Here is a 25,785-nt window from a genome sequence, read left to right as displayed (position 1 = left end):
TATTTATTCAGAGGAGAGGTGGCCGAGTGGCCGAAGGCGCAGCACTGGAAATGCTGTGTACGGGTAACCCCCGTACCGCGGGTTCGAATCCCGCCCTCTCCGCCATAGGGATATGAAGAGAGCTATACTGGCGTTGGAGGATGGAACTTACTTCGTAGGATACTCCTTCGGTGCGGAAGGAGAAACCACGGGGGAGGTGGTTTTCAACACCTCTATGACGGGTTATCAGGAGGTGCTAACGGATCCCTCCTACCGTGGTCAGATAGTGGTGATGACCTACACCCAGATGGGTAACTACGGTATCAACGATGAAGATTTAGAGTCCGACAGGGTTCAGGTCAACGGTTTTGTGGTGAAGGAACTTTCGGGAGTATACTCCAACTGGAGGGCCAAAAAGAGCCTGGACCAGTATCTGAAGGAACACGGCGTGGTAGGTATATGGGGAATAGATACACGTGCCCTTGTTAAGAGGATAAGGGAGAGGGGAACTGTTAAGGGGGTGATCTCCAGCGTGGATCTGGATCCTAAGAGCCTGGTTCAGAAAGCTAAGTCCTCTAAGGACATATCGGAGCTCAATCTGGTGGAGGAGGTGGCATGCAAGGAAACCTATGTCTGGCGGGAGGGAGACTGGAGTTTAGGAAAAGGCTACAGTCAGGTAGACACAGAGGGACCCCTCATCGCGGTAGTGGATTTTGGTGTTAAGAGAAACATCTTGAGGAGACTCGTGTCAGAAGGTGCCCGTGTGGTGGTAATACCTCCCTATGACACCATCAAAAGGGTGAGAGAACTCAATCCTGACGGTGTGCTGCTCTCCAACGGTCCCGGAGATCCCCAGAGGGTGGTGGAAGGCATAAGGTTGGTGAGGACTTTTTTAGGTGAGATACCTATAATGGGTATATGTTTGGGACATCAGATCATAGGTCTAGCATTGGGTGGAAGGACCTACAAGCTTAAGTTTGGACATCACGGCAGTAACCATCCTGTCAAGGATCTGAGAACAGGCCGTATAGAGATAACCGCCCAGAATCATAACTTTGCCGTTGATCCCGACAGTTTGAAGGATGTGGAGATAACCCACATCAACCTCCTGGATGGCACGTTGGAAGGTTTCCGACACACAAAGGCTCCCGTCTACTGTGTTCAGTACCACCCCGAAGCTTCTCCGGGCCCCCATGACTCTTACAGTATCTTTAAAGAGTTCGTAGACATGGCCCGTCGTTATGTCACCCGCTAAGATCAAGCTAGTGACCTTCTTTCTCCTCTTAGGTTTTTCTGTAATACTGTTCCGTGCCGCCTACCTTCAGTTGATAGGAAGGTTAGATTATGTGGAGAGGATAGCGGAGAAGTTTCCCAAAACGGTGGTAGTGCGCATACCTGTTTACAGGGGTAGTATAAAGGACAGAGCCGGTAGAGATCTCGCCCTCAGTTATCCCACTATATCCATATACGCCTTTCCAAAGGTTGTGCGCAACAAAGAGGACCTTGCCAGAAGACTCTCCGCCATACTCAACGAAAAGGAAGATGTTCTTATAAGTAAGCTCAATGAAGATAAGAAGTTTGTGTGGCTAGCAAGGAACGTAGACAGGAGCTACAAAAACTACGTGAGAGAAGTTATAAAGGACACAGGAAACAGCCCCGCCGTAGGTATAGAGGAAGGCTTTACGCGCGTCTACCCTCACGGACATCTTGCCAGTAACCTCATGGGGTTTGTAGGTGGGGATGGAAGAGGTCTTGAGGGTCTGGAGTATGCTTTAGACAGCGTACTGTACTCAAAGCCCATAAAGAGAATCTTTGTAAGCGCCTCAAAGGGTTACACCCTTGCTTTGGACACAGATGACTCTCCCTTAAATCTGAAGACCAGCGACGTTTACACCACCCTGGATCTTGGTATCCAAGGGATAGCGGAGGACGTAAGAGACCAAATAGTGAAAGATTGGAATCCCCGAAGGGTGGCCATATTGGTGATGGATGTGCGTACGGGTGATATATTGGCTCTGGCCACTTATCCTTACTATGATCCTAACCACTACAGAGATTATCCCCCTCAGAGCAGACGCAACTACGCAGTTACTGATCTTTTTGAACCAGGCTCCGTCATGAAGCCTTTCTTTATAGGGACAGCCCTGGACAAAGGTTATATACCCTACAACTATACCTTGTACGCGGAAATGGGTAAAATGGAGATATTTGGTCGTATCGTGAGAGACGTCCATCCTTACGGTACGTTAACACTGGATCAGGTCCTTATCAAGTCTTCCAACATAGGTACCATAAAGGTAGCCAGGTTCCTGTCTAAGAAGGATGTTCAGGAACTTTTCCGGAAGCTTTACTTCTACGACGAGTTTCATGTTCTACCTGGAGAGGTAAGACCCCGTATACCGGACCTTCAGTATCCTGCCAACATTCTGTATGCCAGCATAGGACAAGGTATTGCTCTAAACCTCTTACATCTATGTGCTGCCTTTGGTGTGCTGGCCACGAACCAGTTGGTTAAACCCAGAATCCTCCTGACAAACGACCCTCCCCAGATTCTTACATCAGGAGTTTTCTCCGAAAGGACATTAAGATGGTTACAGAAGAACCTTATGAGGGTTGTGGAAGAGGGTACGGCTAAGCTGGCAAGATCCCAGTTCTTCACCATAGCAGGTAAAACGGGAACATCCCAAAAGTTCGACTTTGCTATAAGAAGGTACTCTCGTGAGAAAGTGGTAGCCTACTTTGTGGGTTATTTCCCCGCTACGAATCCTCTCTTCGTGGCAGGAATAATGGTGGATGAACCCAAGGGACCAAACCCTTATGGAGGTACCGCAGCAGCCCCATACTTTAAGGAATTAGTGGAAAGGGTGGCCTTCTTGAAAGGTCTAAAACCCGATAAGACTGGCCAGTGATCTTCTCAGGTGTGGTGGCAGTTCTCCACCTTCCGTGTAAGGTAGGCAGAGAGGCTTTATACCTGTGAGTTCTTCCACTATCTGGGGATTGGTCCTTTCAGATACATCCTTACCAGAGAACCCGTTCATGATAATTCCCAGCAGGTTTATTCCCTGAGTCTTCATGTAGAACCACGATAGATATGTGTGGTTTATGGTACCTAACCCGGCCCTTGCCACCAGTAAAACTGGAAGGTTCCATTCCTTTGCCAGTCTTGCGTAATCGTAGCCTTTCTTTATGGGAACTGCTATGCCACCTGCACCTTCCACTATCAGGAACTCGTACTTTTTTAGGAGGCTCTGCATATGTTGGTATAGTTCCTCCAGAGAAAAATCTCCACCTTCCTCCAGAAGAGCAGCGTAAGGTGACAAAGGTAGACGAAAACGTACAGGCACAGCCTCTTCCACTTCTTGCCCTGTCACACTACACACCATAGCTCCGTCAGAGGGAACGTCCCTTACGTCTGTCTCTATAGGCTTAAAGTATCCTACCTTCACACCCATTTCCCTGAGGGTGAGGGCGAGGTTGTAGGAGACAAAGGTTTTACCCACACCCGTGTCCGTTGCAGTTACAAAAACGGCGCGCATGTAGCGTAGACCTCCTTTAAAATATTTTAAAATATTCAAATTATTCTGGTTCTGGAGGGAAGAGCCATGGAACTCTGGGCCAGAGTAGACGGACAGAAGGTGAAGTTCCAAGGCTCCTTTAAAAAGGTTATGGAAGACCTTCTTTTGACAGGTAAAGGTAAGTCGGTTCAGCTCATGTCAGTTCACTCTTCCCAGAAAGAGCTCAGACGCTTCAAGCGTGAACTAAGACGGTGCAACAAAGACCTCCTTATGACAGCCCGTAGGATAGTAGAGTGGTACTACAGATCAGAGATGAGGAAGATAAGGCGTACCATAAAGGAACTCAGAAAAAGGACCCGTTATCTTTCAAAGGGTCAGATCTTTTACTGTAAAAACCTTCTGGAAAGGATAGAGAGGGAAGAAAAGAGACTAGCGGAGCTCGATAAAAGGTTGTGTGACTTAGTCACTGAACACCTCCCTGCGGGAACCTAAACTAAGAAGTGGTCAGCAAAGAGAAGGGTATTTAGAGCTGGGGAGAGGTTACGTCAGGATACTGAGGCTTCCAGATTGATAAAAGTCATTGGGTACAAGAAGACAGCTGGTTAAAATAAGAAGCATGGCTAAGGTGAAGATCAACGGCAAAGTTTTTGAAATACCACCAGGCGTTCGTTTCGGTGAACTTCATCATGAGATAGAAAAAGCCGGTGTGGAGTTTGGTTGTACCGACGGTCAGTGCGGTGTGTGCGTATGCACCGTCAAGAAAGGTCTCGAATGCCTTGCTGAGCCTTCAGAAACAGAAGAAGAAACCCTGTGGCGTATAGGGGAGTACGAAGAAAACAGGAGACTAACCTGCCAGCTCGTCATAGAAAAGGAAGATTGTGAGATAGAACTGGAAACAGACTGAAAACGGAGAGGGCGGGATTCGAACCCGCGGTAGGGCTGTTAACCCTACAACTGCTTAGCAAGCAGCCGCCTTCGGCCGCTCGGCCACCTCTCCAAGACTGTATATAAATATTATAACATGAGCCTCCTTAGGAAAGTGGTGTTCCTTCAAAGAAAACTTCAGCTTATACCCCCAGGATCCTCTCTTCTGGTGGCCTTCTCGGGGGGAGCCGATTCGGTGGCTCTCGTCTTAGCTCTTCTGGAGCTTAAGGGCTTCATAGGGTGGAAGAGGATTCTACTGATGCACGTCAATCATATGATAAGGGGGGGAGAGGCAGAGAGGGATGAGCTTTTTTGTAGGGAGTTTGCCCAAAGGCACCAGCTACCTCTTCTGGTAGAGAGGATTGATATCCCATCCATAGCAGAGAAGAAAAAGGAGAATCTGGAAAGTATAGCGCGGGAAGAGAGGTACAGGCTTCTGAGGGAGGTGAAAGATAGGGAGGGCCTTGATCTCATAGTGACCGCCCATCATCTTAACGATCTTGTAGAAACGGTACTACTTTGGCTGGTAAGAGGATGTGGTACCGAGGGTCTTATGGGATTCGATGAGAGAGAAGGCGATGTAGTAAGGCCACTGTTTCTGGTGAAGAAGGAGGAGATCGTTGCCTTCGTAAAGGGTAAGGGGGAGAGCTGGGTTGAGGACTCTACCAACATGGATGTTGGCTATGCCCGTAACAGGATAAGGCACAGGGTTATTCCTGAACTGAAGAAGATAAACCCTTCTTTTGAGGAAAACTTTCTGCGCTTACGCGCCCTTCTGAAGGATGAGGACAGTTATCTGAGAGAAAAAACGAAAGAAGCCTTAGCACTGGTTCAGCAGGAAGGCAGGAAGGCTTTTCTGAAACTGCACCCGGCTCTTCAGAGGCGTGTGGTTATGGAGATTTACGGAGTGAGAAACTTCCGTCTCGTAGAACAGATAATAAACAGCATCAAGAAAGGTGAGGAGTTGAAAACAGCACAGTACAGAATATCTTAAAAAACCGTGTGGGGTGTGGGTGTCCAAATGCCGCCTGCCGGGTTTGTGGACACCCGTACGTGGCGGGATACAAGTAGCCCGGCACCGAGGAAGGAATCATCTCCTCGGTATACAGGTAAAGTATGCAGTGGTTTAAGAACATCTTTGTTTGGTTGTTCATAATAGGGTTTATGGTTTTAGCCTTTAATATGTTTGAATCGGGAAGTAAATCCGGTGCTGTACGAACACCCATCAACACAGTTTTGCAACTTGCTGACGAAGGTAAGCTACGTGAGGTAAAGATAAGAGATAACACCTTGGTGGGTGTAACTACTGACGGCCAAAGGATAGAAACGGGTATACCCCCTGGTTCTGATCTCGTGGATCGCCTGATAGAGAAAGGTGTGAACGTAGAGGTTCAGACACAGGATCACGGTGGGTGGTGGATGACTTTTCTGGTCTCCTGGCTTCCTATCCTCGTCTTTATAGGCATATGGATCTACATGATGAGGCAGGTAAGTTCAGGTGGAGGAAACGCACGCGCCTTCAGTTTCGGCAAAAGCAGAGCCAAGATATACATAGACGAGAAACCTAAGGTGAAGCTGGAAGATGTGGCTGGTATGGATGAGGTGAAGGAGGAGGTAAAGGAGATAATAGAGTACCTAAGGGATCCTCTGCGCTTTCAACGCCTGGGAGGAAGACCTCCGAAAGGTGTTCTCCTGTACGGAGAGCCTGGTGTTGGTAAAACACTTCTGGCAAGAGCCATAGCAGGTGAGGCTCATGTTCCCTTCATATCTGTGTCAGGATCCGATTTTGTGGAGATGTTTGTGGGTGTAGGTGCTGCCCGTGTGAGGGATCTCTTTGAGACAGCCAAGAGACATGCACCCTGTATCATTTTCATAGATGAGATAGACGCGGTAGGCAGATCCCGGGGTGTCATCAACTTGGGAGGGGGACACGACGAGAGAGAACAGACCCTCAACCAGCTACTGGTGGAGATGGATGGTTTTGACACCTCAGACGGCATCATAGTGATAGCGGCCACCAACAGGCCCGACATACTAGATCCCGCCCTCCTTAGACCCGGAAGATTTGACAGGCAGATCTTTATACCCAGACCTGATGTGAGAGGAAGATACGAGATCCTCAAGGTGCATGCCAGGAACAAGAAGCTGGCACCCGATGTAGATCTGGAGGTGGTAGCTAGAGCTACACCTGGTTTCACCGGTGCAGATCTGGAAAACCTCCTTAACGAAGCTGCACTTCTGGCAGCCAGGAAAGGTAAAGAGTACATACAGATGGAGGACATAGAAGAGGCTATAGACAGGGTGACCATGGGCTTGGAACGCAAGGGTATGGTAATATCTTCCAAGGAGAAGGAGAAGATAGCTTATCACGAAGCAGGGCATGCCATCATGAGCCTTATGGTGCCTGGATCTGATGCTCTTCATAAGGTGTCCATCATACCAAGAGGGATGGCTTTAGGTGTAACCCAACAACTTCCCATAGATGACAAGCATATGTATGACAGGCAGGACCTTATGGGTAGACTCATGATCCTCATGGGAGGAAGGGCAGCGGAGGAGGTCTTTTACGGCAAAGAAGGTATTACCACAGGGGCAGAAAATGACCTTCAGAGGGCCACAGAGCTGGCTTACAGAATGGTCTCCATGTGGGGTATGAGTGATAGACTAGGACCTGTGGCCGTAAGGCGCGTGGCTAATCCTTTCCTAGGAGGTATGACCACTTCCATAGATATAAGTGAGGAACTGCGCAAGGAGATAGACGAAGAGGTCAGACGTCTCCTTTCCGAAGCTTACGAAGAAGCTAAGAGGATCATAGAGACTCACAGGGAACCCCTTAGGGCTGTGGTGAAGAAACTTTTAGAGAAAGAAACCATAACGTGCGAGGAGTTTGTGGAGGTCTTAAGATTGTACGATGTAGAAGTTAAAAACCAATGTAAGAAAGAAGAACACAAAACAGAAGAAAAAACTGTGGAGGTTTGAAGATGGGTATGACCATAACGGAGAAGATAATTGCAAAACATGCAGGCAAGAAAGAGGTATACCCAGGCGAGTTGGTCACCGCCAAGGTGGATCTGGTGATGGCCAACGATGTAACCGCACCTTTAGCTATAAAGGTGCTGGAAAAATACGGCATAGATAGAGTCTTTGATCCTGAAAGGATAGCTCTAGTGCTGTCTCACTTTGTACCTGCCAAGGACATAAAGTCTGCAGAACAGGCCAAGATAGTGAGGGAGTTTGTGAAAAAACACGGCATTAAGTGGTTCTTCCAGGAAGGTGAGGGTATAGAGCACGCCCTTCTTCCGGAGGAAGGTCTTGTGGTGCCTGGGGATCTTGTAGTAGGTGCTGACTCCCACACATGCACCTACGGTGCCTTAGGAGCCTTCTCCACAGGGATGGGATCCACCGACATAGCCTACGCTATCGCCACAGGAGAAACCTGGTTAAAGGTTCCGGAAAGTATGAAGTTCATATTTTACGGAAAGCCTAAGCGATGGGTAATGGGGAAGGACTTCATCCTCTACACCATAGGTCAGATAGGTGTGGATGGTGCCCTTTACAGAGCTATGGAGTTTGAAGGTGAGGCCATAAGAGCCCTTTCCATGGATCAGCGCTTCACCATTACCAACATGGCGGTGGAGGCAGGTGCCAAAAACGGTATCATTGCACCGGACGAAAAAACCATAGAGTACGTTTCTCAGAGAGCGAAGAAAGAGTGGGAGGTGTACACATCGGATCCAGATGCCCATTACGTGGAGATATACGAGTGGGATGCAGGTAAGATAGAACCTGTGGTGGCGTGGCCCTTCTTACCTTCCAACGTTCATCCTGTCACCGAGTCCACCCATATCACCATAGACCAAGCCTTTATAGGATCTTGTACTAATGGAAGACTGGAGGATCTCAGGATAGCAGCCGCTGTGCTGAAGGGTAAGAAGGTACACCCCTACGTCAGGTGTATAGTGATACCTGCTTCTAAGAAAGTTTACATGCAGGCTCTTAAGGAAGGTTTGATAGATATCTTCATGGAGGCCGGATGCGTAGTATCTGTTTCCACATGTGGTCCGTGTTTGGGTGGACACATGGGTATACTGGCCGAAGGAGAGAGATGCATATCCACCTCCAACAGAAACTTCCCCGGCAGGATGGGACACCCTAAGAGTGAAGCCTATCTGGCCAATCCTGCTGTGGTGGCTGCGAGCGCTGTTTTGGGAAGGATAGCGCATCCGGAAGAGGTGGTGAAAGCTTCTGAGCTGGAGGAGGTCTTAGCGTGATATCCTATCAAGAAGCTCTCCGTATCCTTCTGGAGAACACACAACCTCTGGGTACCGAAAGGGTCTTTCTGAAGGATGCGGTAGGAAGAGTTCTTGCATCCTCAGTGGTTTCTCCCGAAGACAGACCCTCTTTTGACAACTCCGCCATGGACGGTTACGCGGTGATAAGTGAGGATACGGAGGGTGCTTCAGAAGATAGTCCTGTACTCCTTAAACTGGTGGGGGAGGTGCCTGCAGGTGTATGGCCATCCTGTAAGGTGGAGAAAAAAACAGCTGTTAAGATCTTCACAGGAGCTCCACTCCCGGAGGGTGCAGACGCCGTCGTGCCTGTAGAGTACACGCAGGAGAAGGATGGCTATGTAGTGGTAAAGAAAAGGGTCCCTGCAGGTGCTAACGTGAGACGGAAGGGAGAAGAGTTTAGGAGAGGGGAGATTCTCTTAGAAGAGGGGACAACCCTAAGACATTACGAGATAGCCCTCTTGGCTTCCATAAACGTGGTTCAAGTGGAGGTCTACAGAAGGCCGAGGGTGGGGATTCTATCCACAGGTGATGAACTGGTGGATCTGGGAGAGGAGATAACCAGTCCGTCTCAGATAAGGACCTCTAACAACTACGGCCTGCTGGCCGGTGTGATCTTGGCAGGAGGGGAACCGCACCTGTTGGGTATAGTGGGTGATGAACCGGTAAAGCTAGGAAAACTCATGAAAAGTATAGAAGAGTATGATGTTTTTATAACTACAGGTGGTGTTTCGGTAGGTGAGAGGGATCTTGTGAAGGTTTTGGTAGAGGAGTACGGAGTGGATGTAAAGTTTCATAAGGTAAGGATAAAACCTGCAAAACCCGTCCTGTTTGGTTTGAAAGGTAAGACTCTCTTCTTTGGTCTACCCGGAAATCCCGTGTCCACCATGATAGCCTTTGATCTGTTGGTAAAACCTGCACTTTTAAAACTGCAGGGTGTAAGAAACCACGTGCCCCAGATTCAAAAGGCTACTCTCGTTAGGGATTTCTCCCGCAAAGATTCAGAAAGACTTGAGTTTGTGAGAGCCCGTGTATGGTGGGAGGGTGATACTTTTCTCTGTGACTATTCGCCAAAAACCCAGTCCCATATGCTTACCTCCTATGTGGGTATGAACGCTTACATGATAGTCCCGGAAGGCGTCAATACTCTCAGAGAAGGCGACAGGGTGGATGTGATACTTCTGTGAACTACCCCGCATCAAAGATGCGGAGCTTCGTGGTAGGTTTGAACGCTTAACGCGTTCCTTACCACCACGGGCGGGTTCACACCGCCCCTACTCCTGCCCATACCACAATACAGCGGTATAGCGGAGCTACTTCCCTTTAGCTTGTAAAATACCCTCAGCCTCACAGGTCTTCCCAAAGCGGTTTCAAGGTCAAACTTTCCGAGCTTCTTAAGATAGTTCCTCACAGCATTAACATCAGCATTCAAAAGTCCAAGAGAGGTTCTGAAAAGTCCTCTCTTTATCCTTCCTTCAGGGGTGTAGTTTTCTTTGCTAACTCCACAAAAGAGCGTGGAGTCTACCCCTGAAGTGTAGCTCTCATCTATGTAATCCACACTTATACCGTATTCCAGAGCTTTATACTCCAGATACTTTTTCACTTTACCGTGTGGAAGCAGGCTCCATATCTGGTCCGCCACCGAGTTCAGTTTGCTTTCTTTGTTCTTATTCTTCACCGCATCTCCTATGTAGATTTCTTTCACTCCGTGCTTGATTGCAAGCTCAAGTATCAGATTTGATACCGTATGAGCGTAGTATCTTAAAAGCCTCTTTATCTTCACCCAGAGCTTGCTTATCCTCTCCTCCACCCTGTGGTAGGGAAGTCCCTTGTTCTTGAGATTGTCTTTTAAGCTCTGAAGCTTTGCTATCTTCTTTAAATACTTCCTTAGCAGGCTTTTCAATCCTTTTCCGTCTATTATGTAAGGAGTCTTTATCCCTTCTATCCCCACCACCATGAAGTTTCCTGAGTTTGGGTCTATTACCATTACCTTGTTTCCTGAATACTCCCTGTTTTCTATTTTATGCTCGTAGATTATGTGAAGCTCATATCCAGTCCCTTTCGGAACAATCTGAATATTCTTCACGAGCTCCTCTCTCAGTTCAAGCCCTGTTTCTATCCAGAGGTATTTGACGTGTATATCGTGCTTTTCTCTGAGCCACCTTCTTAGCTCCTTAGAGAGACTGAGCCTCACTTTAGTGCCTATCACCTTAAAGCCTGTCCTGTCGTAAGTTAAGGTTCTGTGAGGATTTCTCTTTGACTTGAATTTTGGAGGTTTTATCTGAAACTCAAACCAGTTTTTGTAGGCTCTCACAAGCTCATCTAAGACTATCTGAGCTGTTCTTGACTGGAGGGCTTTGAGGTGGATTGAGGAGTTTAGCTTATTGTAGAGGTCAAACATATTAACCTTGGCGAGTTTGTTTTTGAGAAGGTAGAGAGCCTGGTTGTAGAGCTTGCCCGAGTGGTAGGTAAGATATCCGAGGACAATCCTGTACTCTTTGGGAAGGTCGTTTAAGGATATGGTGATACATCTTAGAGATTTTGGCATTCCTCAATATACCTCCTGATGATCTAAATCGTATCACAGATACGGGGTTTTAGCCCGCAAGTTTTTCTATAAGTATTTCTTATTCCTGCTATAAGATAGCGTTATAATCCTATAAGAAACTTAAAAGTATCCGTGCCAGTTGTGGATTTATCTTAAGTATCTGCAGGAGGTTTCCCATGGACATAGGAGGAAGCTTTTACGACAGAAAAGCTTACAGCACCTGCTACATGTGTGCTTGTAGATGCGGCATAGAAGTTTATGTAAGAAACGGAAAAGTTACCTACATAAAGGGCAACGATCTTCATCCTACCAACAGGGGCGTTCTGTGCGCCAAGGGGTCCTCTGGCATAATGAAGGAGTACAGTCCTGCCAGGTTGAGAAAACCTCTACTGAGGGTAGGTCCAAGAGGTTCCGGGCAGTTTAAGGAAATAGAGTGGGAGGAAGCTCTTGAGATAGCCACCAAGTGGTTGGAAGAAGCTCGCAGAAAGGGACCTCACCGAATAGCTTTCTTCACAGGAAGGGATCAGATGCAAGCCATCAACAGCTGGTTTGCAGGTCAACTGGGCACCATCAACTGGGCAGCACACGGAGGTTTCTGTTCGGTAAACATAGCAGCGTCAGGCCTTTACTCTATAGGTGGTTCCTTCTGGGAGTTTGGTGAGGCAGATTTTGAGAACACCAAGTACTTTATGCTGATAGGTGTAGCAGAGGACCACTCCTCCAATCCCTTCAAGTTGGGTATCCAAGAGATGAAGAGGAAGGGGGGCAAATTCGTAGTGGTCAACCCGGTAAGGTGGGGATACGGTGCTGTGGCAGACGAGTGGGTACCCATAAAACCCGGTACAGACGGTGCCTTTTTCTTGGGTATAATGCACGTGCTTTTTAAGTACAACCTCGTTAACTGGGAGTTTCTTAAGGAGTACACCAACGCTCCTTGGCTGGTAATCTGTGCTCCAGGTACTTCTGTAGATGGGTTGTTTTACAGAAATGCTGAAGGAAAACCTATGGTCTTTGACAGAAAATCTGGCACCTTCAAACCTGCAGACAGAATTGTTCCAGAGAACTTAGATCCTGCTTTTATAGGAGAGTTCGTTACGCCGGAAGGTCTAAAGGTAAGACCGGCCTTTGACATATTTGCAGAAAGACTGGTAAGAGACTACAGCCCTGAGAAAGTGGAGAAGATAACGGGTATACCTGCCAAGGATATAGAAAGGATAGCTAAGGAGATGGGAACAATAGCTCTGTATCATCCCATAGAGATACCTTGCGAATGGACCGACGTATGGGGTAGAAAACATACTAAGTTTGTGGGCAGACCTGTTTCCTTCCACATGATGAGGGGCGTAGCGTCCCACTCCAACGGATTCCAAACCGCCAGAACCGTTTTTCTCCTCATGATGATGTTGGGAGTGGTGGATGTTCCCGGAGGATTCCTCAACAAACCCCCCTATCCTAAGCACATAGAGGATCTTCCCAAGCCCTATAAAATAAACAGTCTGGATGACATCAAGTACGGCGATGTTTATCCAGGACCCCACCTTGGGTATCCTCAAAACCCCGACGATCTTTTGGTGGATGAAAAGGGAAACCCCCTTAGGATAGACTGGGCTTACAGTTGGTGGTTTCCCCTTGCCGCACACGGCTGCATACAGAACGTTATACCTGCAGCCTACCAGAAGAACCCTTACGAAATAGACGTGCTTATGATCTATATGGCCAACATGGCTTGGAACTCTTCCCAAAACATACCTTATATACTGGAGGCGCTCACCGCTACCGACCCATCAGGTAATTACGTTATACCTAAGATAATAACCATAGACGCCTTCTACAGCGAGCAGGTAGCTTACTCCGACCTTGTGCTTCCTGATGCCACATACCTGGAGCAGTGGTTTGCCCTCTCCCTTCTTGATAGACCTCCCTCCGCCGTGGACGGACCTGTGGATGCCATAAGACAGCCTATAGTGGATCCTAAGCAGATGGGATACGATGTAAAACCGTGGGGGGAGGTTATGGTGGAGTTAGGTTGGAGACTGAAACTACCTGGCTTTGTGAATCCAGATGGCTCGCGTAAGTACCAAGACTGGAAAGATTTTCTCATCAACTGGCAACCGAGACCGGGTGTAGGTGCTCTGGCAGGTTGGAGAGGTAAAAAGGGTGACAAGCATTTCGTAGGCGAGCCTAACCCCAACCAGTTAGAGATGTACGTCAAAAACAAAGGGTTCTTCTATTACCGTCTCCCTCTCAACATGCGCTTTTATAGACACGCCAACAAAGATTATCAGGAATGGGCAGTGAGTGTGGGTTTTCTCAAGAAAGTGGCTCCTATAATCTTCAACTTCTATCTGGAAACACTGCAGACCTTCCGTCTTGCAGGTATGGGACTATGGAACGGTAAGAACCAACCACCCAACGATCCTATACTGAGAGAGAGGCTGGTAAAGTACTTTGATCCCTTGCCCTTCTGGTATCCTCCCTTCGAAGAGGAGGTGTCGGGTGATCAGTATCCTCTCTACGCCTTCACCCAAAGACCTCAGTGGATGTATCACTCCTGGGATTCTCAGAACGCATGGCTAAGGCAGATATCTACCCGTAACTACCTTTACATGAATCCCAAGACCGCAGAGAAACTGGGTATAAAGCATCTGGACTGGGTATGGGTAGAGTCCAGGATAGGAAAGGTTAAGTGTCAGGTTTTCTTGACGGAAACCACAGAACCAAACTCTGTATGGACTTGGAACGCCATAGGTAAGATGCAGGGTACATGGGGTCTCAAACCTGAAGCAGAGGAGGGCCACGAAGGTTTTCTCCTCAACCACGTTATTCCCCACAGCATACGTATAGGAGGAAAGGAGATTTACTACGGTGATCCTATAACGGGACACTTGGCTTGGTTCGACACCAAGGTACGTGTCTACAAAGCGGAAGACCAGACACCCGAAACCTATCCCCAGTTTAAGGTGGAACCCTTGCCCTACATAAAGGAGAGGTGGGTGGAGGTCTTAAGGTACAAACCATGATGGAGGAGTAAAGATGGCACAGTTTGCTTTGGTGATAGACTTAAACACCTGTGTTGGTTGCCATGCTTGTGCCACCAACTGTAAGGAGTGGAACACCCAAGCATCCTTCGGTCCGCTGTCCGACTTTGATCCCTACGGAAGAGAGCCGGAGGGTGTTTGGTACAACAGGATAATGACCTACGAAATGGGAGAGTTTCCCAACACTCAGGTGTTTCACCTACCTAAATCCTGCCTTCACTGTCAGGATGCCCCATGTGTTCCCGTGTGTCCCACAGGAGCTAGTTACAAAAGGGAACAGGATGGTATAGTGCTGGTCAACTACGACGATTGTATAGGTTGTAAGTTGTGTTCGTGGTCCTGTCCTTACGGGTGTAGGGAGTTTGACGAAGCAGACAAAGTTATGAAGAAGTGCACCCTGTGTATAGACAGAATATACGACGAGTCCTTACCCCCCGAGCAAAGGAAACCTGCTTGTGTGCTCACATGCCCGGCACGTGCCAGGTTCTTTGGAGATATAGAGGATCCTAACAGTGAAGCCTACAGAATGATAAAGGAGAGGAATGGTTTCGTGTTGTTCCCCGATATGGGTACAAACCCTGCCAATCACTACCTACCGAGGACAGAAACCAAGATCCATATAGATGAGCACCTTCTTAGAGCTGACAACCCCCTCTTCTTGGAGGTAGTCAGGAGACATCATGTGGGACTTTGAAGTTAACGGGAGGGTGTCCAAATGGCGCCTGCCGGGTCTCTGGACACCCATAAAGGGCGCGTTACAAGTAGCCCGGCCCCAGACACCGAGATGTCTGGGTAAAAGAGACTGACATGCATCCACCCTTATCTCTGATATGGTTCTTCCTAACTGCCGGAACCTCCATAGGCCTTTTCACCTTCACTTACTTTATGGAGTTCCTCACCTTGTGGGGAAAGAACACAGCACTACCCAAACATATGGTGGTTTTCTCATCTTTGCTGTCTTTAGTTTTGATAGGTCTCGGTGCTGTAGGTGCCAGTTTTCACTTGGGACACAAACTGAGGGCTTGGAAAGCCATAAGAAGGTTCAGAACGTCCTGGCTATCTCGTGAGGCTGTCTTCAGCGGTGCTTACGGTTTGTCTCTCCTTATATTCCTTGCTTTGAGGTACTACGATGTAACGGGTTTTCTTTACCATGCGGTGGGAATACTTACCTTCCTACTGGGTTGGTTGGGGGCTTTCTCCACAGCCATGATATACGCCTCCAACAAGTTCGTTTTAGAGTGGAACACATCTCTCACAGTTCTTTACTTTCTGGACATGTACCTCATGCTGGGAAGCTCTGCTTTTCTTGCCATGACGTATCATTACGATCCTAGATGGGTGGGAACCTACGTGTTTTTGACCTTCCTTTTCGTGACTCTGGGACTTTTCTTTAGATTGGCCTTCAACATTCGCCAGGCCTTTCTAAAGAGACCCACCCTCAACGAGGCTCTGAACCTCCCCCACAACAGACCCATACGTGTCCTGGATACGGGTACCACCACCACCAATTACTGTACCGAGGAGTTTTATTACAGGAAAGGTAAAGAGCTGCTTCCTATAACCATACCCATAGCTTACATTCTCACCTTCGTGGTGCCTATCTTCTTACTTCTCTATGTATGGATAAGCGGGAAGAACCAGTACGCTTTCTACGCCGTCACTTTTGCTTCTTTGCTGGTTGGTAGCTTGCTAGAACGCTGGAGCTTCTTCGTGGAAGGCAACCATGTGCAGAACCTTTTCTACGGTCTGTATCCCGAAGAAGGTTATAAGTTGAGGAAAGGGTTCATGGAATGGAAGAAGACCAAGATAACCTATCGTTGACCTGCGAGCCACCTGCTGACGAGATCTATCTCCATGTCGGAGAGTCCCTTACCCCAAGGGCATCTCCTGGCAAGGGCCTTTACCTCCTCAGCCTTTCCTTTGTACTTTTCCATGAGATACCTAAGGGGTTTGCTGGAGTTCTCCGTATGACACCTCAGGCAGGCATTTTCAAAGATAACGCGTCCGTCTTCCTTAGAGTATGCTAACATAAAACTGAGCACCACTAAGATCCACACCCTTTCCATGCCTTTAAAATCTATGGTATGCTGTTGGGGGTGTTACTGACCTTTCTCATGCTGATATCCGCCTGCGCACCACCTCTGTCCACATCCTACCTTACAGCCAGCTGTCCCAACGTGGTGGAGACAAGAGGGTATTACTGTGATGGAGATAGAGCTTACACCAACCTGGTACCTTCCGGTAGCAGGGTGAGGATACGAAGCCTAGATACAGGTAAATCTATAACGATAGCTACCTACAGAAGAGATGGAACGGAGGGAGTATGTGTGCCGAGTAGATTCAAAAATCTCCTCGGTGAAGAACCTTTTAGGGCAAGACTAGAGTTGGAGCGCTGTGGTTTTGACGGTAAAACCATCTGTCCTGAGGTGATAAGGGGGCTTGCCAGTTGGTATGGTGACCCCTACCATGGTAGAGATACACCGTATGGTGTAAGATACGACATGGAAGGAATGTACGCCGCCAGCAGAGATTTGCCTCTCGGTAGTCTTCTCCGTGTTAAGAATTTGAAGAACGGTAGGGAAGTTACCGTAAAGGTGATAGACAGGGGACCACAGAGGCCGGGGCGAGTTTTAGATCTTTCCTATGGAGCGGCCAAAAGACTGGACATGCTGAGGGATGGGGTGGTGGAGGTAGAAGCGAAGGTCATAAGGTGTGGGGAATAGGTATATTATATCCTCATGGGGGACTTTACAAAGGCGGGAACCGACAGAGGTGATTTAGAGAAGGAGGTGGAGAACCTTCTTATCTCCTGCAAGATGATTTTGCGCATGTACACAGCCACTGTGGAAGATCTAACAAAGGAGGAACTGGAGAACGATCTTGCTGAGTACAAACTCCAGTGGGAGAAACATATCCTTCCCCTTGTGGATAGAGCCAAAAGGACAAAGCGGAAGGATGTGGTAAAGATGGCAGAAGAACTGCAAGAGACTTTTCAAAAACTCTTAACCCTTATAGAAGAGAAACTTCATTCCTGAGGTTCTCTCCATCTTCTGAATAGGTGGTGTTCTATCCTCAGGGCGTCCAGTATCTTGCCTACCACAAAGTCCACCATATCTTCAATACTCTTAGGTTTGTGATAAAAACCGGGACTTGCAGGCATGACAACGGCACCGGCTTTTACTACTCTCAGCATGTTTTCCAGATGTATCAGGGAGTAGGGCATCTCCCTCACCAAAAGCACCAGAGGGACTCTCTCCTTCAGGGCCACCTCACACACCCTATGTATCAGATTGTTGTTGATGCCTGCCGATATGCAGGCCAGAGTACTCATAGAGCAAGGTGCTATAATCACTCCCCTGTAGTGAATCAACCTTGATCCGCTGGCTACGGGATCAGTCAGATCCTTTTCCTTCACCCATCTTACCTGAGGGAACTTTTTGCGAAGATCTTCCCACGTGAGACCAAGCTCCTCTTTTATCACCAAAAGGCCTGAGGAGGAGATGATGAGATCAACGTCAAAACCAAGCTGGAGAAGCACCTCCGTAAGCCTTATACCGTATATAGATCCACTGGCACCCGTTATGCTCACCACCAACCTTTCTTGCATATTCATGAATATACCTATAATTAATAGCATGGACATTCCTCAACTGCTCCTTATCCTCCTCGTGGCCCTGTTGGTGTTGGGTCCGGAAAAGACCATAGAACTTGCAGGACAGCTGGGTGAACTTCTCAGAAAGATAAGGGAAACGTGGGATGAGTTAAGATATCAGCTTTACGTGGAGGAAATAAACAGGAAGATTATGCAAGAGGAGCAGGAAACAAACCAAGAGGTGAAGGAAGATGCAACAGGAACTTCCCAAGATGCCCCTCACGGAACATCTGAGGGAACTACGTCAAAGACTGATTAAATCTATACTGGCCTTCTTAGTAGGTACAGGCGTCGCTTTCTACTTTGCTCCCCAAGTTTTTGAGCTGTTAAAGCAACCGGTAGTCCGTTCTTACCCTCAGGTGCAACTTGTAACCCTTTCCCCCACCGAGCCTCTGTTTATCCTCATAAAAATATCCGTGGTGGTAGGCCTTATACTGGCCTCTCCCGTAATCCTTTACCAGATGTGGCGGTTTGTAGAACCAGCCCTGTACCCTGATGAGAAGAGGCTCGTCCTTCCCCTCAGTCTCTTCTCTTTTATCTTGCTGTTAATGGGGGGAGCCTTTGCCTATTTCCTAGTGCTTCCGGTAGCTCTCAAGTTCCTCATAGGTATAGGTTTCTCCCAACTACAGGCCACACCTTTCCTGTCTGTGGATCTTTACATGTCTTTCCTTCTTAAGATGATTCTTGGGTTTGGTGTTGCCTTCCAGCTACCCATAGTACTTTTCCTACTTCAGAGAGCGGGCATAATAACAGAGGAACATCTTAAGAAGTTCAGAAGATACTTTATTGTAATAGCTTTCGTGGTGGGAGCCCTCATAGCTCCCGATGTGGCCACGCAGGTACTTATGGCGGTGCCGCTTCTTGTCCTTTACGAGATATCCCTCCTTCTGGGTAAACTGGCCAGGAAGAAGGAGAAGAGTATAGTCACAGCTGATTGAAGGGAGCCGTAGTGAGGTATTTTTCACCACTGTCAGGAAAGATGACCACTATGACACCTTCTTCCAACTCTTTAGCCACCTGTAAGGCGGCCCAAAGAGCAGCACCACTGGACTGACCGGCGAGAATGCCTTCTTCCAAGGCCAGTCTACGTGTCATCTCATAGGCGTGTTCTGTCTCCACGAACACAGTTCTGTCGAGGAGGGTCTCGTCAAAGATACCAGGTTTTATAGAACTCTCCATATGTTTGAGGCCCTCTATCCCGTGAAAGGGATAGGCTGGCTGAACACCTATCAGCTGAACAGAAGGGTTAAAGACACGCAACCTCCTACCCGTTCCCATGATGGTTCCACCTGTACCTACACCCGCTACCAGATGCGTTACCCTACCACCCGTCTGATGCCATATCTCTATACCCGTTGAGTAAAAATGAGCTCTCCAGTTGGCGGGATTGTTGTACTGGTCCAGATAAACGTATCTATCAGGTTCCTTACTCACCTTTTCCCTCACGAAAAGGATAGCACCGTCAGTGCCTTCCAGAGGATCCGTCAGATAAAGTTTAGCTCCGTACGCCTTTATTATCTTCTTCCTCTCCTCGCTAACGTTGGCGGGCATGGCCAACTCCACAGGTATACCTAGAACGGCTCCCACCATAGCAAGGGCTATACCCGTGTTGCCTGAAGTGGCATCTATCACCACTTTTCCTTCCTTTATCAAACCTCTCCTGATAGCGTCCAGAAACATGGACAGTGCAGGTCTATCTTTAACAGAACCACCGGGGTTGAAGCCTTCCAGTTTGGCATATATCTCCACCTTAGGCGAAAGATCCTGAGGTACCACCTTCCTTATCCTCACGAGGGGTGTGTTTCCTACAAGGTGTAGAACGGAGTTTCTTACCTTTCTGTAAGGTTCGTCATGCTCTCCTAGAACCCACATGCAGTTTTCATATTATAAGGGAGGGTGGTATAATATTTATATAGGTAGCCGGAGTGGCGGAATTGGCAGACGCGCTGTCTTGAGGGGGCAGTGCCCGAAAGGGCGTGCGGGTTCGACTCCCGCCTCCGGCATTAATTAAGTGGTGTACTCAGAGTTTATCCTCACATACTCACAGGAAAGATCACAGGTGTAGTAGGTCCACGAACTTTTTCCTTCCCGAAGATCCACTATGATCTCTATCACACTGTTTTCCTCCATATACTTTCTGGCAGCCTCCACCGCTTTAGAGTGTACCTTTCCGTCGTAAAGGAGATGGTTACCTATGTAGACCCTGATACTGTTCTGATCAATAGGGAAGGGTGTAGAGCCTAACGCAGCCACTATCCTTCCCCAGTTGGGATCTCTGCCGTGTACCGCTGTCTTTACCAAAAGACTGGTGGCCACTTTCTCTGCCAGCATGCGGGCCTTCAGTTCTATGGAAGCGTTCTTCACCACCACCTTTATAACCTTGGTGGCTCCCTCTCCATCCTCCACTATCTTGGTGGCCAAACTGAGCGATACCTCCTCCACAGCTTTTCTTACTTTTTGTAGATCCTCGCGCACCACTCCCAAACTTATAAGGCCAAAACTGTCATTGGTACTGGTACATCCATCCACCGTTATAGAATTAAAGGTCCTATCGCACACCTCTCTGTGTAACTCATGGAGGACATCCTCCTCCAGCAGGGCGTTGGTAAAAAGGAAAGCTAACATGGTTCCCATCTGAGGATGTATCATACCGGCACCTTTGGCGAAACCGTAAACCTCCAACTTTCCATCTTTAACAAAGTCGTACTTGGGATATCTGTCGGTGGTGGATATGACCTCGCTGGCTCTCTTGAGATCCAGAGGCTCCAATAGCTTACAGGCATCCTCTATAGCCTGCAGTACTCTATCTATGGGCAGTGGTTTCCCTATAACGCCTGTGGAGAAGACCAGCACTTCCTCTGGATCTATATCCAAGAGGGCGGCCGCCTTTTCCGCCATCATCTCGGCATGGAGTACCGCCTCCGGACCTACACCACAGTTGGCGTTACCACTGTTGATAACAAGAGCCCTAACAGTCCCCCGTTTTCTAAAAACCTTTTCTGAATATATGACGCTACCGGATCTAAAATGGTTGGTGGTGAAAAGGAAAGAAGCATTGCAGCTTTGGGGTAGAAGCACGACCAGAATATCGGGTTTGTTACTACTTTTAAGTCCTGCCTTTCCTACGCCCATCAATGGTTCCATGCCTTAAATGATAACACAACCTTGCTTGTATAATAAATGAGCTATGGTGAAGGAATACAACCCTTACTTGGAGTATGTGAAGGACGAACTTTTCTTAGAAGGTGTTTCTCTGAGGGAACTGGCCGAAAAGTACGGCACGCCCCTCTACGTTTACAGCGCTTCCTACATAAGAGACAGGCTAAGGGAATACAGAGAATCCTTTCCAGGTGCTCTTATCTGCTACGCCGTAAAGGCCAACTTTAACCCTCACATCGTATCTCTCATGGCAGGTGAAGGCGCGGGTGCGGATATAGTCTCCGGTGGTGAGCTTTACGTGGCCCTTATGGCAGGTGTTAACCCGTCGCGTATAGTTTACGCAGGTGTAGGTAAAACGGTGAAGGAGTTGGTAGAAGCCATAAAGGCCGATATTCTAATGTTTAACGTAGAATCCCGTATGGAGTTGGAGATCCTCAACCAGTTAGGTGAACAGTTGGGTAAAAAGGTCAGGATATCTATAAGGGTAAACCCTCACGTGGATCCCAAAACACACCCCTACATAGCCACAGGTATGAAGAAAAGTAAGTTCGGTATAGACATAGACAGGGCGGAGGAGGAGTACAGGTACGCTCTAAGTATGAAAAACATACAGGTAGTAGGTGTTCACTGTCACATAGGTTCCCAGATACTGGACACATCCCCTTACGTAGAGGCGGTGAGTAAGGTAGTTGACCTCTACAGATCCTTGGAGGATCAGGGCATAGAGCTACAGTATTTAGACATAGGTGGAGGTTTAGGTATAAAGTACAAACCTGAAGACAGGGCTCTGACACCTATGGAACTGTCTTCGGCTCTCTCTCCTATCCTGCAGAAGGTAAAGGCCACTGTAGTTCTGGAACCTGGCAGATCATTAGTGGGCAACGCAGGTGTTCTTATCACCCAGGTGCAGTTTGTGAAGGATAAAGGAGAGAAGCATTTTGTTATCGTAGACGCAGGTATGAACGACCTCATAAGGCCTGCCATATACGACGCTTACCACCACATACTACCGGTGGTTAAAAGGGGAAGACCTAGCATAGTTACCGACGTTGTGGGACCAATATGCGAAACTGGTGACTTTTTAGCAAAAGACCGACAGCTGGAGGAAGTAGGTAGAGGCGATTATCTTGCGGTACTGTCGGCGGGGGCTTACGGCTTTGCCATGTCCTCTCACTATAACGTGAGGCCACGTGCATGCGAGGTGTTGGTAGACAGAGGATACGTGCGCGTCATACGTGAGAGGGAAGATTATCAGTACATACTATCCAAAAGCTCTTAAAATTATTAACTATGATGGAAGAAAAGATGGAGAAACAGCAAGAGGAACTGCAGGGGGAAATAAAGGAGGAAGAGAATAGACTCCAAGAGTTGGAAGATAAAGTGAGAAAACTGGAACAGATAGCGAGGGCTGTCAACGAAAGGTATATGAATCTGCAGCGTGAGTATGAGCTCCTCAAAGAACGTTATCGCAAAGATATGGAGGAGTTTGTTCGCTATGGTTACGATCGCTTTGCGCTGGATCTTTTGGAGGTGGTAGATAATCTTGAGAGGGCTCTTGAAACCCAGGTGCAGGATGTGGATGTTTTAAGACAGGGTGTACAGATGGTTTATCGCCAGCTTATGAACGTCCTTGAAAAATACGGTATAAAACCTATGGAGCTGGAAGGTTCTGTATTTGATCCTACGTTGGCGGAAGCTGTGGAGAAGGAGTTTAATCCCGACCTTCCCCCTTACACAATCCTCAGGGTGGTAAGGAAAGGGTACTTTCTACACGAGAGAGTGTTGAGGCCAGCGCGGGTGGTAGTTTCTTACTCAGAGGAGGAGATAACATGAGAAAAATCAAGGTATTTCTAACAGCGTTACTGATAACAGGACACATGACTTTGGCACAGCAGGAGAACACATATCTGGTACCGGAGAGGGTAAACCCGCGTATAGATACGGTGGTGCAGGTAGCCAAAGAACTGAAGGAACGAGGATACAACAGGATAGCGGTGGTATACATGGCCCAATCGGATCTGTGTGCTTTGACGGCGGCCTCTTTAGTGGCTTCCTTGAAAACCCTCGGTCTTCAGGCTTACTACCTTAAGGGTAACGATCCCCAGTTGGTACAGAAGATACGTCAACTCTCTCCTCAATGGATATACATAGCTTACTACGGTGAGAGGCCTCATCAGGAAGTGCAGTCAGCCCTCAATGAGGATCTGAAACGCTTGGCGGAGGGCATGGACAGAGCCAACATCATCGTACATCCCAGTACCCTCACCCTCGGTTTTCTACAAGGCACCCTGGTGGACGAAAAGGTGGCCCAGTTTTTGGAAAGATCCACTATAAAGGGGTTTTATATAGAGGATAAGAAGCCTGTTTTCTCCAGTGTGGTGGTCAAGGATCTGACCATATCCATACAACCCGAAAAGATGCCTGCTGTGAAAAAGCGTAAGAGATGAGTCAGAAGATAGCCTTTAAGGATTTTCACAGAAAGATGGTACCCTTCAAAGAACAGACTCTGGAGGACCTTATCAGGGATCAGGTCAACGAGTGGATAAGACTAAACAAGGTTAAAATCCTATCGGTGGAGACTCTGTGGGAGAGGAACTCTCACGTGAGTGTGGGGGTCAGGGTCTGGTATCTTCAAGAAGACTGAATGCTACAGAGATACATACTACGCTTGTATATAAAAGCCTTTGGTCTCTCCAGTGCTGTTCTTTTGGGAACAGGTGTTCTTTATCTTACCTTTGAAACGCTTTTAGTCTTCCGGCAGAAGAGCTTGGAGATTTTCTTTCAGTACATACTTCTGTCCCTACCTGTGGCCTTCTTGTATCTATCACCTATCGTAAGCTGGATAGCCCTCACTATGCTGATACGTTTCTTTATACAGAGGCAACTGGACAGGCTCATTGTGTCCTTCGGTGTACCTCCTATCCACCTGGTGAGGCCTGTGATCTTCTTCTCCCTTGTACTGAGTATATTACACATCTACATGTCTTTCCAGATATACCCATCCTTTCAGAGGAGTTTGTACACTATAGAAAAAGAGTACAAAAAGGGTAAAAAGGACACCCTCCTCATTAAGGATCAGTGGTTTGCCCTTAAGGATGGCGAAAAGGTGGTGTACTCTCACATAGGTTTAGCAGACGTATCTAAGGGAACGGCTTACGACGTGTTCCTGCTCTACACAAAGGAAGGTAGCATAGAGGCTACCCTCAGGGCATCTAAGGCTTTCTGGAAGGGAAACAGCCTTTTTATACCTGATGCCTATTACGAAGACTTGGAGAAAGGAGGTAAGTTTTATGGACCTATGGAAGTAAGTTTCCTTTCCTTGAGTAACATAAGGCCCTTGGCTTCCAAACTGGAACACATAACTTTCACAGAACTGATCAGCGTTTACGGTATGGCGGAAAGACTGGGTATAAACAGATATGCCTATCTGGCAGAGATACTAAGGCGCCTTCAGTTATCCCTTATGCCCTTGCTTATGGTCACGATAGTGGCCAGAGCTCTCCTTAAGAGGAGGAGTCTTGTGGAGGGATCCCTTTATGGAGGCTTTTCTCTGGCTCTCCACATGCTCTCTCTAAACCTTATAAAGATAACGGCAGAGGAGATAGGGGTAAACCCCCTTTGGGGCCTGTTACCCTCCTTCTTCCTGTTGATGATGGTTCTCAGAAGCCTGTATGATCTGGAAAAAGGATTCGGGGTCTAAACTGGCTGTACCCACCAAAAGACCATCTACGTCCGGCATCCTCAGAAAATCACCTGCGTTGGAAGTGTTCACGCTACCACCGTACAGTACTCTCACAGGTCCCACCAGATCCTTTATGAATCTGTGAACCAGCTGGGCATCCTCCGGTGTAGCGGGGTTACCTGTACCGATAGCCCAGACAGGTTCGTAAGCTATGTCTATTTTAGAAACAAAAGCATCCAACCCGCTTAGAGCCAGTTTTATCTGCGTCTCTATAACTTTAAAGGTCATCCCTGCCTCTCTGTCCTCCCACCTTTCACCTACACAGAGAATAGGTCTGAGACCCTCCTCCAAACAGGCCACGATTTTCTTGTGGATAATTTCATCAGACTCACCAAAGATCCAACGCCTTTCGGAATGCCCCACTATTACGTACTCCACACCTAGATCCTTGAGCATGACGGTAGATATCTCTCCCGTAAAGGCTCCCTTTTTTTCGGAATGGCAGTTCTGAGCACCCAGTTTTACGTTAGATCCTTCCAGCATTTGAGAGACTTTACAGAGAGATGTGAAGGGAGGGCAGAGGAGTATCTCTGTTTTGGTGACATCTTTCACCAAAGGTAAGAACTTACTTACGTACTCCTCCGCCTCCCGTTGTGTTTTGTTCATCTTCCAGTTGGCAGCTATCAACTTCATAAGTAAGAGATTTTAAACCATCTTGTCACCTACCCGTGTAGTACTTGTTGAGGTACTCTAGTATCTTTTTCTGGTCCTCGGGACTGACGGGCGCCTTAAAGACGTTCACCATCTTCTTAACGGTTGCCTCCCATCCTTGAGGTGTCAAAGGAGCCACCATCTCTATGTAATCCAAGCTGTGACATAAAACGCAGTTCTGCTCTACCAGCTTTCTCTCTTCAGGAGAACCCTTAAGGGTTTTGGCAGAAGCGTAGCCTGCCACAAGAGCGCATAGGATTATCAAGGATCTTTTCATGACACTACCTC

At 47.8% G+C, this 25,785-nt stretch carries 28 protein-coding genes and 3 tRNA genes; 22 read left to right on the top strand and 9 right to left on the bottom strand.

Annotated elements, in window-relative coordinates; translation table 11 throughout:
• Positions 1-12 precede the first annotated feature (12 nt).
• From THAL_RS04315 to THAL_RS04305, 3 genes are all read left to right on the top strand, one after another.
• Positions 13-105 (top strand) — tRNA-Ser (locus THAL_RS04315).
• 7 nt (positions 106-112) lie between these two features.
• Positions 113-1,234, top strand: a complete 1,122-nt coding sequence (carA, locus tag THAL_RS04310; protein WP_012991889.1) for a glutamine-hydrolyzing carbamoyl-phosphate synthase small subunit — start codon at positions 113-115, stop codon at positions 1,232-1,234.
• 10 nt (positions 1,235-1,244) lie between these two features.
• Positions 1,245-2,888, top strand: a complete 1,644-nt coding sequence (locus THAL_RS04305; RefSeq protein WP_245522225.1) for a peptidoglycan D,D-transpeptidase FtsI family protein — start codon at positions 1,245-1,247, stop codon at positions 2,886-2,888.
• Here the strand turns inward: THAL_RS04305 and bioD are convergent.
• Positions 2,862-3,515 (bottom strand): dethiobiotin synthase, encoded by a 654-nt coding sequence (gene bioD / locus THAL_RS04300; protein ID WP_012991887.1) that lies wholly within the window; start codon positions 3,513-3,515, stop codon positions 2,862-2,864. The two genes, THAL_RS04305 and bioD, sit on opposite strands and share 27 nt — an antisense overlap.
• A gap of 66 nt (positions 3,516-3,581) precedes the next feature.
• Between bioD and THAL_RS04295 the strand changes: the two genes are divergently transcribed.
• Positions 3,582-3,986: a hypothetical protein gene (locus tag THAL_RS04295; RefSeq protein WP_012991886.1), complete on the top strand. Its 405-nt coding sequence runs from the start codon at positions 3,582-3,584 to the stop codon at positions 3,984-3,986.
• A gap of 124 nt (positions 3,987-4,110) precedes the next feature.
• Positions 4,111-4,398, top strand: coding sequence for a 2Fe-2S iron-sulfur cluster-binding protein (locus THAL_RS04290; protein ID WP_012991885.1), 288 nt, complete (start codon positions 4,111-4,113; stop codon positions 4,396-4,398).
• A 3-nt stretch (positions 4,399-4,401) separates the two neighbouring features.
• Here the strand turns inward: THAL_RS04290 and THAL_RS04285 are convergent.
• Positions 4,402-4,491 (bottom strand) — tRNA-Ser (locus tag THAL_RS04285).
• Positions 4,492-4,515: 24 nt separating this feature from the next.
• On the opposite strand from THAL_RS04285, the gene tilS reads away from it, so the two are divergent.
• The 4 genes from tilS to THAL_RS04265 all read left to right on the top strand — a co-directional run bounded on the left by tilS (position 4,516) and on the right by THAL_RS04265 (position 9,894).
• Positions 4,516-5,412 carry a tRNA lysidine(34) synthetase TilS gene (gene tilS / locus THAL_RS04280; protein WP_012991884.1) on the top strand — a complete coding sequence of 299 codons (897 nt, stop codon included), beginning with the start codon at positions 4,516-4,518 and terminating at the stop codon, positions 5,410-5,412.
• Positions 5,413-5,534: 122 nt separating this feature from the next.
• The gene (ftsH, locus tag THAL_RS04275; RefSeq protein ID WP_012991883.1) at positions 5,535-7,397 is read left to right on the top strand and encodes an ATP-dependent zinc metalloprotease FtsH; all 1,863 of its coding nucleotides are present in this window, start codon (positions 5,535-5,537) and stop codon (positions 7,395-7,397) included.
• A gap of 2 nt (positions 7,398-7,399) precedes the next feature.
• Positions 7,400-8,689, top strand: a complete 1,290-nt coding sequence (gene leuC, locus THAL_RS04270; RefSeq protein ID WP_012991882.1) for a 3-isopropylmalate dehydratase large subunit — start codon at positions 7,400-7,402, stop codon at positions 8,687-8,689.
• Entirely contained in the window at positions 8,686-9,894 is a 1,209-nt protein-coding gene (locus THAL_RS04265; protein WP_012991881.1) for a molybdopterin molybdotransferase MoeA, read from the top strand. The genes leuC and THAL_RS04265 overlap by 4 nt, the downstream gene beginning before the upstream one ends.
• An 11-nt stretch (positions 9,895-9,905) precedes the next feature.
• Here THAL_RS04265 and THAL_RS04260 read toward each other — a convergent pair whose 3' ends face one another.
• Positions 9,906-11,255 carry an RNA-guided endonuclease InsQ/TnpB family protein gene (locus THAL_RS04260; protein WP_012991880.1) on the bottom strand — a complete coding sequence of 450 codons (1,350 nt, stop codon included), beginning with the start codon at positions 11,253-11,255 and terminating at the stop codon, positions 9,906-9,908.
• A gap of 176 nt (positions 11,256-11,431) precedes the next feature.
• Between THAL_RS04260 and sreA the strand changes: the two genes are divergently transcribed.
• The 3 genes from sreA to sreC all read left to right on the top strand — a co-directional run bounded on the left by sreA (position 11,432) and on the right by sreC (position 16,114).
• A complete protein-coding gene (gene sreA, locus THAL_RS04255; RefSeq protein WP_012991879.1) occupies positions 11,432-14,275 on the top strand; it encodes a sulfur reductase subunit SreA in 2,844 nt (947 codons plus the stop codon).
• Between the two features lie 13 nt (positions 14,276-14,288).
• Positions 14,289-14,987 carry a sulfur reductase subunit SreB gene (gene sreB, locus THAL_RS04250; RefSeq protein ID WP_012991878.1) on the top strand — a complete coding sequence of 233 codons (699 nt, stop codon included), beginning with the start codon at positions 14,289-14,291 and terminating at the stop codon, positions 14,985-14,987.
• Positions 14,988-15,100: 113 nt separating this feature from the next.
• Entirely contained in the window at positions 15,101-16,114 is a 1,014-nt protein-coding gene (gene sreC / locus THAL_RS04245; RefSeq protein WP_012991877.1) for a DmsC/YnfH family molybdoenzyme membrane anchor subunit, read from the top strand.
• Here the strand turns inward: sreC and THAL_RS04240 are convergent.
• Positions 16,105-16,359, bottom strand: coding sequence for a c-type cytochrome (locus tag THAL_RS04240; RefSeq protein ID WP_012991876.1), 255 nt, complete (start codon positions 16,357-16,359; stop codon positions 16,105-16,107). The two genes, sreC and THAL_RS04240, sit on opposite strands and share 10 nt — an antisense overlap.
• An 18-nt stretch (positions 16,360-16,377) precedes the next feature.
• Here THAL_RS04240 and THAL_RS04235 point away from each other — a divergent pair, with 18 nt between their 5' ends.
• Positions 16,378-17,016, top strand: a complete 639-nt coding sequence (locus THAL_RS04235; protein ID WP_012991875.1) for a septal ring lytic transglycosylase RlpA family protein — start codon at positions 16,378-16,380, stop codon at positions 17,014-17,016.
• Positions 17,017-17,031: 15 nt separating this feature from the next.
• Positions 17,032-17,328 (top strand): hypothetical protein, encoded by a 297-nt coding sequence (locus THAL_RS04230; protein WP_012991874.1) that lies wholly within the window; start codon positions 17,032-17,034, stop codon positions 17,326-17,328.
• Here THAL_RS04230 and THAL_RS04225 read toward each other — a convergent pair.
• Positions 17,319-17,900 (bottom strand): UbiX family flavin prenyltransferase, encoded by a 582-nt coding sequence (locus THAL_RS04225; protein ID WP_041434206.1) that lies wholly within the window; start codon positions 17,898-17,900, stop codon positions 17,319-17,321. The two genes, THAL_RS04230 and THAL_RS04225, sit on opposite strands and share 10 nt — an antisense overlap.
• Positions 17,901-17,928: 28 nt before the next feature.
• On the opposite strand from THAL_RS04225, the gene THAL_RS04220 reads away from it, so the two are divergent.
• On the top strand, positions 17,929-18,204 hold the full coding sequence (locus THAL_RS04220; RefSeq protein WP_012991872.1) for a twin-arginine translocase TatA/TatE family subunit: 276 nt from the start codon (positions 17,929-17,931) through the stop codon (positions 18,202-18,204).
• Positions 18,137-18,883 (top strand): twin-arginine translocase subunit TatC, encoded by a 747-nt coding sequence (gene tatC / locus THAL_RS04215; RefSeq protein WP_486679326.1) that lies wholly within the window; start codon positions 18,137-18,139, stop codon positions 18,881-18,883. The genes THAL_RS04220 and tatC overlap by 68 nt, the downstream gene beginning before the upstream one ends.
• Here the strand turns inward: tatC and cysM are convergent.
• Entirely contained in the window at positions 18,870-19,817 is a 948-nt protein-coding gene (cysM, locus tag THAL_RS04210; protein ID WP_012991870.1) for a cysteine synthase B, read from the bottom strand. The two genes, tatC and cysM, sit on opposite strands and share 14 nt — an antisense overlap.
• Before the next feature lie 47 nt (positions 19,818-19,864).
• On the opposite strand from cysM, the gene THAL_RS04205 reads away from it, so the two are divergent.
• Positions 19,865-19,948, top strand: a tRNA-Leu gene (locus tag THAL_RS04205).
• 4 nt (positions 19,949-19,952) lie between these two features.
• Here the strand turns inward: THAL_RS04205 and argJ are convergent.
• Positions 19,953-21,089, bottom strand: a complete 1,137-nt coding sequence (gene argJ, locus THAL_RS04200) for a bifunctional glutamate N-acetyltransferase/amino-acid acetyltransferase ArgJ (RefSeq protein ID WP_012991869.1) — start codon at positions 21,087-21,089, stop codon at positions 19,953-19,955.
• Positions 21,090-21,132: 43 nt separating this feature from the next.
• On the opposite strand from argJ, the gene lysA reads away from it, so the two are divergent.
• Genes lysA through THAL_RS04175 form a run of 5 tightly spaced genes read left to right on the top strand, consistent with a single transcriptional unit; the run spans position 21,133 to position 24,804 of the window.
• The gene (gene lysA / locus THAL_RS04195) at positions 21,133-22,383 is read left to right on the top strand and encodes a diaminopimelate decarboxylase (protein WP_012991868.1); all 1,251 of its coding nucleotides are present in this window, start codon (positions 21,133-21,135) and stop codon (positions 22,381-22,383) included.
• An 11-nt stretch (positions 22,384-22,394) separates the two neighbouring features.
• Entirely contained in the window at positions 22,395-22,937 is a 543-nt protein-coding gene (locus tag THAL_RS04190; RefSeq protein ID WP_012991867.1) for a nucleotide exchange factor GrpE, read from the top strand.
• Positions 22,934-23,551 carry a type 1 periplasmic-binding domain-containing protein gene (locus THAL_RS04185; RefSeq protein WP_012991866.1) on the top strand — a complete coding sequence of 206 codons (618 nt, stop codon included), beginning with the start codon at positions 22,934-22,936 and terminating at the stop codon, positions 23,549-23,551. Before THAL_RS04190 ends, THAL_RS04185 begins: the two co-directional genes overlap by 4 nt.
• Positions 23,548-23,748, top strand: a complete 201-nt coding sequence (locus THAL_RS04180) for a hypothetical protein (protein ID WP_012991865.1) — start codon at positions 23,548-23,550, stop codon at positions 23,746-23,748. Before THAL_RS04185 ends, THAL_RS04180 begins: the two co-directional genes overlap by 4 nt.
• On the top strand, positions 23,749-24,804 hold the full coding sequence (locus tag THAL_RS04175; protein WP_012991864.1) for an LptF/LptG family permease: 1,056 nt from the start codon (positions 23,749-23,751) through the stop codon (positions 24,802-24,804). It abuts the gene before it with no gap.
• Here the strand turns inward: THAL_RS04175 and tpiA are convergent.
• Both tpiA and THAL_RS04165 read right to left on the bottom strand, forming a co-directional pair.
• Positions 24,733-25,479: a triose-phosphate isomerase gene (tpiA, locus tag THAL_RS04170; protein ID WP_012991863.1), complete on the bottom strand. Its 747-nt coding sequence runs from the start codon at positions 25,477-25,479 to the stop codon at positions 24,733-24,735. The genes THAL_RS04175 and tpiA overlap by 72 nt on opposite strands.
• 25 nt (positions 25,480-25,504) lie before the next feature.
• Positions 25,505-25,774 (bottom strand): hypothetical protein, encoded by a 270-nt coding sequence (locus tag THAL_RS04165; RefSeq protein WP_012991862.1) that lies wholly within the window; start codon positions 25,772-25,774, stop codon positions 25,505-25,507.
• Between the last annotated feature and the right edge of the window lie 11 nt (positions 25,775-25,785).

The sequence above is a fragment of the Thermocrinis albus DSM 14484 genome, assembly GCF_000025605.1.
Lineage (GTDB): Bacteria > Aquificota > Aquificia > Aquificales > Aquificaceae > Thermocrinis > Thermocrinis albus.
Note: the sequence above shows the minus strand (reverse complement) of the source record. Positions and strands in the feature narration are given on the sequence as shown.

Bases quoted from the DNA above. Each gene is read 5' to 3' on its own strand.
- ftsH (WP_012991883.1), top strand. From the start codon at position 5,535: ATGCAGTGGTTTAAGAACATCTTTGTTTGGTTGTTCATAATAGGGTTT.
- THAL_RS04185 (WP_012991866.1), top strand. From the start codon at position 22,934: ATGAGAAAAATCAAGGTATTTCTAACAGCGTTACTGATAACAGGACAC.
- tpiA (WP_012991863.1), bottom strand. From the start codon at position 25,479: ATGAAGTTGATAGCTGCCAACTGGAAGATGAACAAAACACAACGGGAG.
- THAL_RS04295 (WP_012991886.1), top strand. From the start codon at position 3,582: ATGGAACTCTGGGCCAGAGTAGACGGACAGAAGGTGAAGTTCCAAGGC.
- THAL_RS04220 (WP_012991872.1), top strand. From the start codon at position 17,929: ATGGACATTCCTCAACTGCTCCTTATCCTCCTCGTGGCCCTGTTGGTG.
- carA (WP_012991889.1), top strand. From the start codon at position 113: ATGAAGAGAGCTATACTGGCGTTGGAGGATGGAACTTACTTCGTAGGA.
- cysM (WP_012991870.1), bottom strand. From the start codon at position 19,817: ATGTGGGTTCTAGGAGAGCATGACGAACCTTACAGAAAGGTAAGAAAC.
- tatC (WP_486679326.1), top strand. From the start codon at position 18,137: ATGCAACAGGAACTTCCCAAGATGCCCCTCACGGAACATCTGAGGGAA.
- THAL_RS04230 (WP_012991874.1), top strand. From the start codon at position 17,032: ATGGGGGACTTTACAAAGGCGGGAACCGACAGAGGTGATTTAGAGAAG.
- THAL_RS04165 (WP_012991862.1), bottom strand. From the start codon at position 25,774: ATGAAAAGATCCTTGATAATCCTATGCGCTCTTGTGGCAGGCTACGCT.
- lysA (WP_012991868.1), top strand. From the start codon at position 21,133: ATGGTGAAGGAATACAACCCTTACTTGGAGTATGTGAAGGACGAACTT.
- sreC (WP_012991877.1), top strand. From the start codon at position 15,101: ATGCATCCACCCTTATCTCTGATATGGTTCTTCCTAACTGCCGGAACC.
- THAL_RS04240 (WP_012991876.1), bottom strand. From the start codon at position 16,359: ATGGAAAGGGTGTGGATCTTAGTGGTGCTCAGTTTTATGTTAGCATAC.
- THAL_RS04260 (WP_012991880.1), bottom strand. From the start codon at position 11,255: ATGCCAAAATCTCTAAGATGTATCACCATATCCTTAAACGACCTTCCC.
- THAL_RS04225 (WP_041434206.1), bottom strand. From the start codon at position 17,900: ATGCAAGAAAGGTTGGTGGTGAGCATAACGGGTGCCAGTGGATCTATA.
- THAL_RS04175 (WP_012991864.1), top strand. From the start codon at position 23,749: ATGCTACAGAGATACATACTACGCTTGTATATAAAAGCCTTTGGTCTC.
- argJ (WP_012991869.1), bottom strand. From the start codon at position 21,089: ATGGAACCATTGATGGGCGTAGGAAAGGCAGGACTTAAAAGTAGTAAC.
- bioD (WP_012991887.1), bottom strand. From the start codon at position 3,515: ATGCGCGCCGTTTTTGTAACTGCAACGGACACGGGTGTGGGTAAAACC.
- THAL_RS04180 (WP_012991865.1), top strand. From the start codon at position 23,548: ATGAGTCAGAAGATAGCCTTTAAGGATTTTCACAGAAAGATGGTACCC.
- leuC (WP_012991882.1), top strand. From the start codon at position 7,400: ATGGGTATGACCATAACGGAGAAGATAATTGCAAAACATGCAGGCAAG.
- tilS (WP_012991884.1), top strand. From the start codon at position 4,516: ATGAGCCTCCTTAGGAAAGTGGTGTTCCTTCAAAGAAAACTTCAGCTT.
- THAL_RS04235 (WP_012991875.1), top strand. From the start codon at position 16,378: ATGCTGTTGGGGGTGTTACTGACCTTTCTCATGCTGATATCCGCCTGC.
- THAL_RS04290 (WP_012991885.1), top strand. From the start codon at position 4,111: ATGGCTAAGGTGAAGATCAACGGCAAAGTTTTTGAAATACCACCAGGC.
- THAL_RS04190 (WP_012991867.1), top strand. From the start codon at position 22,395: ATGATGGAAGAAAAGATGGAGAAACAGCAAGAGGAACTGCAGGGGGAA.
- sreA (WP_012991879.1), top strand. From the start codon at position 11,432: ATGGACATAGGAGGAAGCTTTTACGACAGAAAAGCTTACAGCACCTGC.
- sreB (WP_012991878.1), top strand. From the start codon at position 14,289: ATGGCACAGTTTGCTTTGGTGATAGACTTAAACACCTGTGTTGGTTGC.